This window comes from Chromobacterium haemolyticum (genome assembly GCF_002081825.1).
Lineage (GTDB): Bacteria > Pseudomonadota > Gammaproteobacteria > Burkholderiales > Chromobacteriaceae > Chromobacterium > Chromobacterium fluminis.
In genome coordinates, this window is the sequence record NZ_MUKU01000024.1 from 59,496 (window position 1) to 71,152 (window position 11,657).

An 11,657-nucleotide genomic window follows, 5' to 3' on the forward strand; every position below is an offset into this window, starting at 1 on the left:
AAGCTGTGAGCTAGTTCGCGTGTGTCTCAAGCATGGGGCGAGAGTTGTGTATTTATTGGAATGGATGGTGGTCTTGGACCACAAGCGCTACAAGCCTGGATCGATATGGGATGAGCAGCAAAAGAAAAATGCCGAGCGTGAGAAAAAGCATGAGAAAAAGCTTTTCGCTCAAGGCTTAGGGCATTTGCTGACTACGAAAGAGTCGGATATCCATGAAAGCCGTTCCGAAGAGGTGGATGATAATGGAGGGATCTACCGAAAGACAAAATCCTATTTAGATGTGTGTACCTATAACGATGATAAGCGCGGCTTGCTAACGTTAGCTTTTGGTGTGTTGGTTTATGGTTTAATTCCTTGGTGGATCGGAGATATTGCACAGTGGTGGTCAATTATTGACAAGGGTGTGGCTATCAACGGCGATGCTCTCGATGTTGGGTATATTCTAGTTCTTCTGGTTAGTGTGGGAGTCTTGTTGCCAGTTACTTATGTTTTTGCTCGTTATCTATTTGGTGTATGGCGTTTAGAGGCTTTCACTATGCGCCGCTTAATGGTGCGTTTCAATCGAGAAACGCGCAAAGTCTATTTGTTGCGACCTGGTTTTTTGGGCGGGGTCAAGGCCTATGACTGGGAAGAGGTTGACGCCATTTTGCCAAAAAACATGCCGAATCATGAAGGCATAGGCGGCATGCTGGTATTGGCGGTTAAGACTAAAGAGAACGAAAATCCTTATCGGGATTTTGGCGTGGATGGCGCCTTCCTGGGCTTGCCGAGCCGGGACTATCAGCATTTGCTGTCGTTCTGGGAATATATCCGCCGCTTCATGGAGGACGGCGCGGACGCGGCGCCGGCACCGAAGCGGCTGCGCAGCAAGTGGCCCAACCCCTTGAGCAGCATGTGGACGGTGTCGCGGCTGAGCCTGCCGGGCGGTTTCGATCTGGGGCGCAGCTTCTTGTGGTTGCGCCTGGCGTTGACGCCGGTGTTCGTGATTTGGGGCCTGGGCCATTACGCCTCGCTGCTGTTGAGCTACGAGGGCCGCTTCCCCAAGGCGATCCGACAAGCGAGCGGGGAGTCGGAACTGCGTTCCTGGCTGGAACTGCTGGCTTACAACCTGCTGCCGCTGCTGTATACCACCGTGGGCTTGTGGCTGTACTACGCCTGGCGGCACGGTCTGGACTGGCGTTTGCCGCTGTCTTATTTGGGGCTATAGGCAAAGCCGGATGATGATGGCGATTTGAAAACAGGAAGAGAGGCTTATGTATTTTTTGGAATGGTCGCTGGCGATGGGGCGGCGCAAACATAAGCCAGGTTCCTGGTTTGATGAGATTCAAAAAGACATTGCCGAAGAGAATAAGGAAGACGCCAAAAAAATGTGGGCACGGGGCGTGAGATATGATCCGGATGCCCTTGAAATTGATGTGAAAGAGAGTCGATCTGAATTGCTAGATGATAACGGCTCTGTTTATAGAAAAACTGACGGTTATTTGGATGTTTGTACTTATAATGATGATAAAAGGGGGCTGCTGACGCTAATATTTGGAGCTTTACTTTATGGGGTTGTGCCTTGGGGTGTTTTTGTCATATTTGCAACTTATATGATGGCGTCGACGGGGCTGCAGGTTAGTGGTGATTCTATTGATGTAGAGGCAATATTGGTTGCAGGGTTTAGCTATTTTTTTCTAGCTGGCGTGGCTTATGTTTTTTGGCGATTTTTATTTGCAATGTGGCATTTAGAAGCTTTCACCATGCGCCGACTGGTGGTGCGCTTCAACCGCCAAACGCGCAAAGTCTATTTATTACGGCCCGGTTTTTTGGGTGGTGTCAAAGCCTATGACTGGGAGATGATTGATGTTGGCCTGCCCAAGAACATGCCGAATCATCAGGGCATAGGCGGCATGCTGGTCTTGGCGGCGCGGGCGGAGTCTACCGACAATCCGCATAGCCCGCTGGGGGTGGATGGTGCCTTTCTGGGGCTGCCTAGCCGCGACTACCAGCACTTGCTGTCGTTCTGGGAATATATCCGCCGCTTCATGGAAGACGGCGCGGACGCGGTGCCGGCGCCGAAACGGCCGTGCAGCAAGTGGCCCAACCCCTTGAGCAGCATGTGGACGGTGTCGCGGCTGAGCCTGCCGGGCGGTTTCGATCTGGGTCGTAGCTTTTTGTGGCTACGCCTGGCGTTGACGCCGGTGTTCGTGATCTGGGGCCTGGGTCATTACGCCTCGCTGCTGTTGAGCTACGAGGGCCGCTTCCCCAAGGCGATCCGGCAAGCGAGCGGGGAGTCGGAACTGCGTTCCTGGCTGGAACTGCTGGCTTACAACCTGCTGCCGCTGCTGTATACCGCCGTGGGCTTGTGGCTGTACTACGCCTGGCGGCATGGCCTGGACTGGCGTTTGCCGCTGCGGTATTGGGCCGGTTGAAGACTTGGCCGGGCACAAACACTAAAACAGGGCGGGCGGCGCTCGCCTGCTGAAATGAATATTTGATGAATTGCGCGTGAGCCTTAATGCTTGAATCCTTATTGCCGTATTACGAACGCGAACTCGGACATCTGCGTCAGCTGTCCGGCGAGTTCGCGCGCCGCTATCCCAAGATCGCCGGCCGCCTGCAAATGGAAGGCGACCAGTGCGAAGACCCGCACACCGAGCGGCTGATCGAGTCCTTCGCCTTCCTGGCCGCGCGCATCCACAAGAAGCTGGACGACGAATATCCGGAGGTGGCGGCCAGCTTCCTCAATGTGCTGTATCCGCACTATCTGCAGCCGATTCCCTCGGCCACCATCGTGCAGTTCGAATGCGATCCGCAGCGGCCGGAAATCGCCAAGCGCTACCGGGTGGAACGCGGCCAGCCGGTGCACGCGCCGGCGATGCAGGGCGTGGTGTGCAAATTCCGCAGCGCCTATCCGGTGGACCTGTATCCGCTGTCGCTGACCGAGGCCAAGCTGGAGCTGACCAGCGGCTCGCCCTATCTGCGCCAGCTGGCGCCGGACGCGGCGGCGGTGCTGACGCTGGAGTTCCACACCCACGGCGGCCTGGCGGTCAACGCCATCGGCCTGCAATCGCTGCGCTTCTTCCTGGACGGCGAACCGGCGCTGATGCACTTGCTGTACGAGATGCTGCTGTCCAATGTCCAGAGCGTCAGCGTGGGCGACGGCAGCGAAGACCCGGCGCGCACGCGCAAACTGCCGGCGAGCAGCCTGCGGGCGGTGGGCTTCGGCCGCGACGAGGGCCTGCTGGACTACGACGAGCGCTCCTTCATGGGCTATCGGCTGCTGACCGAGTACTTCTGCTATCCGGACAAATTCCTGTTCGTCGATCTGCTGCAGCTGGACAAGGCGGCGGCGCGGCTGGATGGCGAGAAGCTGGTGCTGCGCCTGCTGCTGGACGAATACCCGGACAGCGAGCGCCACAACCGGCTGCAGACCCAGTTGCAGGCCCAGCACCTGAAGCTGGGCTGCACGCCCATCGTCAACCTGTTCACCCAGCCGGGCGAGCCCATCCGCGTGACCCACCAGAAAGCCAGTTACCCGGTGCTGGTGGACGCGCGCAAGCAGCAGGCTTACGAGGCGATCCAGATCAAGCGCGTGGTGAGGGTGGAGAAATCCGGCGACGGCGAAAGCAGCGAGGAGGTGCCGCCGTTTTACGCGATACGCCACGGCAGCGAAAAGAAGGCGCCGCGCTTTTATTGGCACGCCAGCCGGGAGCCGTCGCCGCGCCAGAGCGACAAGGGCACTGATTTGGAGCTGCATCTGGCGGACCTGGAGTTCAACGCGGTGCGGCCGGCCACCGAGGTGCTGAGCCTGGAGCTGCTGTGCAGCAACCGCGATCTGCCGGAGCAGATTCCGTTTGGCGGCAGCCAGTCCACCCAGCGGACGGATTTTTCCCTGCCCGGCCATTCCGTGGTCAAGCGCGTGCGCTTGTTGCGCAAGCCCAGCGCCAGCCAGCGCTGCCCGCTGGGCCGCGCGGTGCAGTGGCGGCTGGTGTCGCATTTATCGCTTAACTACATGTCCATCGTGGATTCCGGTTGCGCCGCCTTGCAGGAAATGCTGGCCCTGTACAACCTGACCGATTCCCCGGTGAACGTGCGCCAGATCCAGGGCGTGGTGGGAATTGAGAGCCAGCCGGCGGTGGCCCGCGTGTCCGGCCGCGATTTCAGCGGTTTTGTGCGCGGCAGCGAAATCCGCCTGACGCTGGACCCGGATTACTACGTCGGCGGCAGCGTTTATCTGTTCGCCGCGGTGCTGGAGCGTTTCTTCGCGCTGTATTGCGCGCCCAATAGCTTCACCCGCCTGCGGGTACATGCGGTTCAACAAGACGAGGAGGTAGCCTCATGGCCAGCCCGAGCCGGCGAGGCCTTGGTGATTTGAGGATGCCATGGAAATATTGATCGCTTCGCTGCTGGCGCCCAGCTTTTGCCAATTGCTGTACTACTCGCTGTCCTCTGAGGAGGGCTTGCGGCTGCGCGGCCCGGCGATAGATTGGGTGATGTGTCTCATGTTGCCGCTGGCGATGGTGATCATGGGCGGTTTGGAACTGGTGAACGGCTCGGGACCGATGGCGGGCTATGGCATCCTGCTGTTTGCGCCGGGCGGCGTGTTGGGTTTGATCACCGGGCTGGTGTTTGGCCTGTGGGTGATGCGTCGCCGCAGCCGGTTGGGGGTGGATCATGAGCGCCAATGACAGGGCTCTGCGGGCCGCGGCCCAACGCAAGCCGCGTGATCTGAAGCTGGAGCTGGCGCGTGACGCCAGCCAGTTCGGGTTTTTCCAGGCGGTACGCATCCTGGGCTTGTCCGCGCGCAAGCGCGGCGAGCGCCGCGGCCGGCTGCCGGCCAGCCTGCGCTTCCGTTCGTTGGCCTCGTTGTCTTTCCCGCCCAGCGAGCTGTGTCGTTATCAGCCGGCCAAGGAGCCGGAACAACTGGACGCCACCGACGAGATGACGGTCAGCTTCATCGGGCTGACCGGGCCCAGCGGCGCCTTGCCAACCAGCTATACCGAGCTGCTGCTGGAACGTCGCCAGCAGTACAAGGACGGATCGCTGCACGCCTTCCTGGACATTTTCAGCCACCGCGCCACCGCCTTGTTTTTCGGCGCCTGGCGCAAATACCGCTATTGGCTGGAAGTGGAGGCCGGCGAGCGCGACGGCTTCACCCGCAATCTGCTGGACCTGGGCGGCCTGGGCCTGTCCCAGCTACGTAAGCAGATGGGGCCGGACGCGAGCCTCGACGAAAACCTGTTCATCTATTACGCGGGTTTGCTCAGCCAGAAGCCCTTGTCGGCGCAGGCGCTGGAGACCCTGATCCAGGGCTTTTTCGGCGTGGACGCCGAGCTGCGGCAGTTCGTCGGCCAATGGATGCAGGTGCCGGCGACGGAGCAAAGCCGGCTGGGCGACCGTGAGAGCGAGCTTGGCGTGTCCTTGTTCGCCGGCGCCCGGGTCTGGGACCGTCAGACCAAGCTGCAACTGCGGCTGGGCAGCATGCGCCGCGCCCAGTTCGAAGCCCTGCTGCCCGGCGGCCCCGGCGCGCAGGCCTTGCAGGCGCTGCTGCAATTCGCCGTCGGCCATAATCTGGCGGCCGACGTCAGCCTGGTGCTGGACAAGCGCGACGTGCCGGCGGCGCAGCTGGGCGGCCCGGTGGACTTGCGCCTGGGCGGCAATTGCTGGCTAGGCCCGCAAAAGCAAGATCCTGAAGACATGCGCTACGCGCTGCTGCATTGAGCGGCGCGAGCGAAATCGACTTTTCATTTTGAGCGTATTGGAACGATATGTCCGTATCCCTGAAAGCCCTGATCGACAGACTGACCCCCACCGCCCGCCAGGCGATTGAGCAGGCGGCCAGCCGCGCCTTGGCGCGCACGCATTTCGAAATCGAGATCGAACACGCGCTGTTGGCGATGTTCGACCAGGACAACAACGCCGCGCTGGCGGCGCTGCACGCGCTGGGCGCGGACCTGCCGCGCATCGAGCGCGAGCTGGAAGCCGCGCTGGACGCGTTCCGCAGCGGCAATACCCGCAACCCGGTGCTGTCCGCCTGGCTGCCCAAGTGGCTGGAAAAAGCCTGGCTGCTGGCCAGCGCGGAACAGGGGCAGGACGATGTATCCACCCTGGACCTGCTGTTGGCGCTGTGGCAGGACGAGGCGCTGCGCGGCGCGTTGCAGTCCGGCTCCGCCGCGCTGGCGCGCCAGGATGCCGGCCGCCTGCAGGGCGCTTACGCCGCCTTGCGTCAGCACGGCGGCGAGGCCTCTGCCAACGCGCCGGCCGCCGAAGCCGGCGCGGAGCCGACGATGGCCGCGCCCGCGGCCGGCAAGCGCGGCAGCCCGGCCCTGGACAAATACACGATAGACCTGACTGCTCAGGCCAAGGCCGGCAAGATCGACCCCATCCTGGGACGCGACGTTGAAATCCGTCAGATGATAGACATCCTGATGCGTCGCCGGCAGAACAACCCCATCCTCACCGGCGAGCCGGGCGTGGGCAAGACCGCGGTGGTGGAAGGCCTGGCGCGCAAGATCGTGCACGGAGAAGTACCGCCGGTGTTGGCCGGCGTCACTCTGCGCACCCTGGACCTGGGCCTGTTGCAGGCCGGGGCCAGCGTAAAGGGCGAGTTTGAAAACCGCCTGCGTCAGGTGATAGACGAGGTCAAGGCCAGCCCGGTGCCCATCATCCTGTTCATCGATGAAGCCCACACCCTGATCGGCGCCGGCGGTGCGGCCGGCCAGAACGACGCGGCCAACTTGCTGAAACCGGCGCTGGCGCGCGGCGAGCTGCGCACCATCGCCGCCACCACCTGGGCCGAGTACAAAAAGTACTTTGAAAAAGACGCGGCGCTGGCGCGCCGCTTCCAGGTGGTGAAGGTGGAAGAGCCGGCGCCGGAAATCGCCGTGCAAATGGTGCGCGGCCTGACCCCGGCGATGGCTGAACACCACAAGGTGGAAATCCTCAACGAGGCGGTGGCCGCCGCCGTGCATCTGTCCAGCCGCTACATCGCAGGCCGCCAACTGCCGGACAAGGCCATCAGCGTGCTCGACACCGCCTGCGCCCGCGTGGCGCTGTCGCGCGCCGGCAAGCCGGGGCCAATCGAGGACGTGTCGGTGCTGATAGACAATATCGACCGCGAAGTGGCCGCGCTGCAGCGCGAAGAAGGCCACGCCGAACGCATCGCCGAGCTGGAAACCCGGCGCGCCGAACTGCAGGCGGATCTGGAGAAACTGCACGCCGCCTGGGACGAACAGCAAAAACTGGTCGCGGAAATCGACGAGCTCAAACAGCGGAAGGCCGAGGCCAAGCCGGCCAAGGGCAAGAAGCTCAGCCCGCTGCAAACCAAGCGCAAGGCACTGCGCGAATTGCAGAAGCACCAGCCGTTGGCCTTCGAGTGCGTGGACGAGAGCGTGATCGCCGACGTGATTTCCGGCTGGACCGGCATCCCGCTGGGCCGCATGGTCAGCAATGAGCTGGAACAGGTGCAGAAGCTGGCCTCGCTGCTGGGCGCGCGCGTCATCGGCCAGGATCACGCCTTGGAGCAGATCGCCGAGCGGGTGCAGATCGCCAAGGCCAATCTGGAAGACCCGGGCAAGCCCAAGGGCGTGTTCCTGCTGGTGGGGCCGTCCGGCGTGGGCAAGACCGAAACCGCGCTGGCGCTGGCCGAGGCCTTGTACGGCGGCGAGCGCAATCTGATCACCATCAATATGTCGGAATACCAGGAAGCGCACAGCGTGTCCGGCCTCAAGGGCTCGCCGCCGGGCTATGTTGGTTACGGCGAGGGCGGGGTGTTGACCGAGGCGGTGCGTCGCAAGCCCTACTCGGTACTGCTGCTGGACGAGGTGGAGAAGGCCCATCCGGACGTGATGGAGCTGTTCTTCCAGGTCTTCGACAAAGGCCTGCTGGAAGACAGCGAAGGCCGCGAAGTCGATTTCAAGAACACCATCATCCTGCTGACCTCCAACGCCGGCTCCGATCTGGTGATGCGCGCCTGCGAGCACGGCGTCACCGTCGAGGGCGAAACCCGCGACCCGACGCCGGAAGACCTGGTGGAGATTCTGCGGCCCACCTTGCAAAGCGTGTTCAAGCCGGCCTTCCTCGGCCGCCTGACCATCGTGCCCTATCTGCCGATCAGCGACGAAGTGCTGCGCGCCATCGTCGGCCTCAAGCTGAACAAGATCCGCCAGCGCATCGCCGACAATCACGGCGCGCAAGTGGAGTTCCCGGAAGAGCTGGCGGAACAGATGGCGGCGCGTTGTCTGGACGTGGACAGCGGCGCGCGCAACGCCGACGCCATCCTGACCCGCACCCTGCTGGCGCAGATCTCCAGCGACTTGCTGGCGAGAATGGCCAGCGGCAAGCCGGTGAAGAAGATCGCCGTCTCGCTCAAGGGCGAGCAGGTCAAAGTGCGGCTGAGCTGAGGAAACGCGTCCATGTGGAAAATGTTGGGCCTGTTCGGAATCAGCACCGTTGCCTGGTGGGGGCTGCTGTGGCTGGTGTTGCCGCAGAGCTGGCAGCGCATCAGCCCGTCGGCCATTCTGCTACTGCACCTGGGGCCGCCTATGTTGCTCAGCGCCGGCGTCAAGCTATGGGGCTATCTGAAGGAAAAGCGCGCCAAGCAGGAAGAGGCGGGTCAGGAGGCCGCGGCGGAGGCCGAGCGCCGGTCCGCGCGCGAGGCCGCGCGCGAACGGCATCTGGCCGAGCTGCGCGAACGCCAGGCCGTGGTGGACTGCCGCTGGCTGTGGGCGCGCGCCGTCCCGGCCAATGGCGAGCCTGGTTGGCTGGCGGAAGCGCCGGACGGCTGTCTATGGTCATGCCTGGACGCGGCGGACGTCGACGCCGACGAAGCGCTGCAAGCCTTGCGTCCTCATGTGACCGAGGCGCTGCGAGAGCTTTACGCCATCGCGCCTGGCGCGGCCTGGCTGCCGCTGGTGATGGAAGTGGTGCCCAGCCTATCCGGCATCGAGCAAATCGCCGCGGTCAAGGAATGGCAGACGGAAGCGATGGCTGAAACGCTGGACGACGGCGAATGGCCGGCGCCGGAAGCTCGCTTCCTGGCGGGGGCCGGCACCGGCACGGTGGCTGACCGCGCACGGCAGCTGCTGCAACAGCAGCCGGATCTGCCGGGCGTGATCATGCTGGGCGCCGACGCGCCTTTGCTGACGTTGGGCGGAGAGCAGTGGGACGAGAGCGATCCCGCTACGGCGGAGCGCCAGCGCTGGCTGGGCAAGCCGGGCCTGGCCGTCGCCGTCTTGCTGTTTCTGCGCGAGCAATTGCCGGAGCCCGATTTGGGCCCCGTCGCCGTGGCCGAGGGCGCCGATCCTTATCAGCCTTATTGGGAAAAAGACTTCAGCCGCGCGGGCGGCAGTTGGGGCGTGGTGCCGGCCCGTCATCAGGCCGGCCTGGCCGAGCTGCCGGTCTTGGCCCAATTGGGCCAGTCTAGCGCGGCCGCTGCGCCGCAGGAGCGCGCCTTGCAACTGACGCGGCAATTGCAACTGGTGCTGGACAACGCCTTGGTCAACGCCGCGCTGCTGGACTACCCGTTCAGTCCTGAGGACGCCAAGCCGGAAAACGATAAGGCGGCCAGCCTGGGCTGGCTGGTGCACAACGGCGGCGACGTAGACGCCGGCGGCGTGCGCCTGGCCGCCATCGCCAGCGCCTTGAACCGCCACGCGGTGGAGCTGCACCCCATCGACGAGGCCAGCAATCTGGCGCGGGAGTGGGGCGACGTCGGCGTCGCCGCCGACGCCATGCTGGCCGCCGCCGCCGTCAGCCACAGCGCGCGCCTGGCCGCTCCGGCCCTCATTACTCAATTCAGCAACGATCATGTGGCGCTGGCTATGGCCAGACCGCCGCGCGAGGAGGCCACAGCATGAAACGCGTGATCCGCTTGGGCGACCCCACCGATCATGGTGGCAAAGTCGTCAGCGCCGCATCCAGCACCACCTTGTTCGGCAAGCAGGTCGCCTGCCTGGGCGACGCGGTCACCTGCCCGCAGCAAGGGCACGTCAACTGCACCATCGTGGAAGGCGACCCCAGCTGGGTAGTCGGCGGCAAGCCGGTGGCGCTGGAAGGCCATAAAGTCAGCTGCGGCGCCTCGCTGATCTCCACCATGCCGGAAGTCGGCAAGGGCTGATCGCAACACCTCTCTATATAGAAGCCACAAAGCATGGAAAACATCGAGCAAACAGTGGAGCAATTGCTAGTCCCCATCCCCGGCGGCTGGCCGGCGGGGGAGGACCTGGCTTACTCCACGCTTTTCGACCAGATTCGAGAGGCCCGCCGCAGCGACGACCCTGGTTTGTCGCAAGGCGACTGGGAACAAACCCTCAAAACGGCGGAATGGCCCAAAGTCATTCGCTTGTGTGAGGACGCGCTGAGTCAAAACAGCAAAGACCTGCAATTGCTGGTCTGGTACGCGGAAGCCCAAGTCCAGGCCAACGGCGTTCCCGGGCTGACCCTGGGCCTGGCCGCGCTGGACGGCTGGCTGCGCCAATACTGGGAGAGCGGTTATCCGGAGCTGGACCCGCACGACCTGGACGAACGCGTCGGCAAGCTGGAATGGCTGAATCAGCAACTGGGGCTGGCCATCCGCAGCGTGCCGCTGCTGAAGCCGGAGTTCGGCGCTTACGGCTGGAACGATTGGCAGCAATCGCGCGACGTGGAAAACCTGGGCTTGAAAGACGCCGAGGCCAAGGCCGCCGCCATCGCCGAGGGGAAGCTCTCCGGAGACGAGTTTGAAAAGAGCGCCACCCTGTCCGGTCACGCCTGGTTCCAGAGCCAGGCGGAAGCCCTGGTGCTGGCATTGGGCCGCTATGAAGCATTGGACGAGCAAGTGGACCAGCGCTTCGGCGGAGAGGCGCCCAGTCTGGCGGATATCCGCAACGGTATTTACGCCTGCCAAGACCTGGTGTTGCGTTACCGTCAACAAACCGCGCCGGCCGGCGTTACGCCGGCTCCTGTCGAACCCGTCGTCGAAAGAAAAGCCGTGACCCAAAGCTATAGCGCGCCCACTCCCGCCGCTTCGGCGGCGCCCGTCGCCTTCAACGGCCAGATCCGCAACCGCCAGGAAGCGGTGCAGATGTTGAGCGAAGTCGCCCGTTACTTTCGCAGCAACGAACCGCATAGCCCGGTAGCCTTATTGGCCGAACGCGCGGCGCGCTGGGCCGAGATGAGCTTGGAAGAATGGCTGCTGCATGTGGTCAAGGACGATTCCACGCTGAATCAGCTGCAAGAACTGCTGGATGTGAGGAAGGAATAAGCGATTTCAGGCCTCTGGAACGATACGGGCCGGCGAAGCGCCGGCCCGTTTTTCATGGTTCAGCGGGGCGAGGATGGGGTGCCGGTGAATACCCTTTGTGGATATTCGTTGCCGCATCAAGGGTTTGCCCTGTGAGGCCCGCTTTTGTTGAGGTTTTTGTTGCAAAAGGTGTTGACGGGTTTAGGGGGGTGACGTATAGTTCGCCTCCTCAGCAGACAACGCAGCGGCGGAAACGAAACGCAGCGATCTGCACCGATCTTTAACAAAACGAATAACCGATAGGTGTAAGTGCTCGGTCGATGACCAAACACTTGCACTGCAAGACGAGAGATATCTTGATGTTTCTTTGATCTTGCGTGCCAGAAAATTTGCTTGGAATTGAACTGAAGAGTTTGATCCTGGCTCAGATTGAACGCTGGCGGCATGCTTT

The 11,657-nt window shown here is 62.8% G+C and carries 10 protein-coding genes; 9 read left to right on the top strand and 1 reads right to left on the bottom strand.

What is annotated here, in order from left to right:
• The first annotated feature begins 64 nt into the window (after positions 1-64).
• The 9 genes from B0T39_RS16825 (at position 65) to tssA (ending at position 11,227) form a co-directional block, all read left to right on the top strand.
• Complete coding sequence (locus B0T39_RS16825) at positions 65-1,207, top strand: DUF6708 domain-containing protein (protein WP_254894584.1); 1,143 nt, start codon at positions 65-67, stop codon at positions 1,205-1,207.
• 46 nt (positions 1,208-1,253) lie between these two features.
• Positions 1,254-2,414 (top strand): DUF6708 domain-containing protein, encoded by a 1,161-nt coding sequence (locus tag B0T39_RS16830; protein ID WP_081548595.1) that lies wholly within the window; start codon positions 1,254-1,256, stop codon positions 2,412-2,414.
• A gap of 86 nt (positions 2,415-2,500) precedes the next feature.
• A complete protein-coding gene (tssF, locus tag B0T39_RS16835) occupies positions 2,501-4,360 on the top strand; it encodes a type VI secretion system baseplate subunit TssF (protein ID WP_081548597.1) in 1,860 nt (619 codons plus the stop codon).
• A gap of 7 nt (positions 4,361-4,367) precedes the next feature.
• A complete protein-coding gene (locus B0T39_RS16840) occupies positions 4,368-4,673 on the top strand; it encodes a hypothetical protein (protein ID WP_043641385.1) in 306 nt (101 codons plus the stop codon).
• Positions 4,660-5,706 carry a type VI secretion system baseplate subunit TssG gene (gene tssG, locus B0T39_RS16845; protein WP_254894582.1) on the top strand — a complete coding sequence of 349 codons (1,047 nt, stop codon included), beginning with the start codon at positions 4,660-4,662 and terminating at the stop codon, positions 5,704-5,706. The genes B0T39_RS16840 and tssG overlap by 14 nt, the downstream gene beginning before the upstream one ends.
• Positions 5,707-5,753: 47 nt before the next feature.
• A complete protein-coding gene (tssH, locus tag B0T39_RS16850; protein WP_081548599.1) occupies positions 5,754-8,387 on the top strand; it encodes a type VI secretion system ATPase TssH in 2,634 nt (877 codons plus the stop codon).
• A 12-nt stretch (positions 8,388-8,399) separates the two neighbouring features.
• Positions 8,400-9,842 carry a hypothetical protein gene (locus tag B0T39_RS16855; RefSeq protein ID WP_081548601.1) on the top strand — a complete coding sequence of 481 codons (1,443 nt, stop codon included), beginning with the start codon at positions 8,400-8,402 and terminating at the stop codon, positions 9,840-9,842.
• Positions 9,839-10,102 carry a PAAR domain-containing protein gene (locus B0T39_RS16860; RefSeq protein ID WP_043641377.1) on the top strand — a complete coding sequence of 88 codons (264 nt, stop codon included), beginning with the start codon at positions 9,839-9,841 and terminating at the stop codon, positions 10,100-10,102. The genes B0T39_RS16855 and B0T39_RS16860 overlap by 4 nt, the downstream gene beginning before the upstream one ends.
• Positions 10,103-10,135: 33 nt before the next feature.
• On the top strand, positions 10,136-11,227 hold the full coding sequence (gene tssA / locus B0T39_RS16865; RefSeq protein ID WP_081548603.1) for a type VI secretion system protein TssA: 1,092 nt from the start codon (positions 10,136-10,138) through the stop codon (positions 11,225-11,227).
• Between the two features lie 180 nt (positions 11,228-11,407).
• On the opposite strand, the gene B0T39_RS25900 is transcribed toward tssA, so the two are convergent.
• A partial coding sequence (locus tag B0T39_RS25900) for a hypothetical protein (RefSeq protein WP_217806267.1) occupies positions 11,408-11,657 on the bottom strand: 250 nt, incomplete at its 5' end.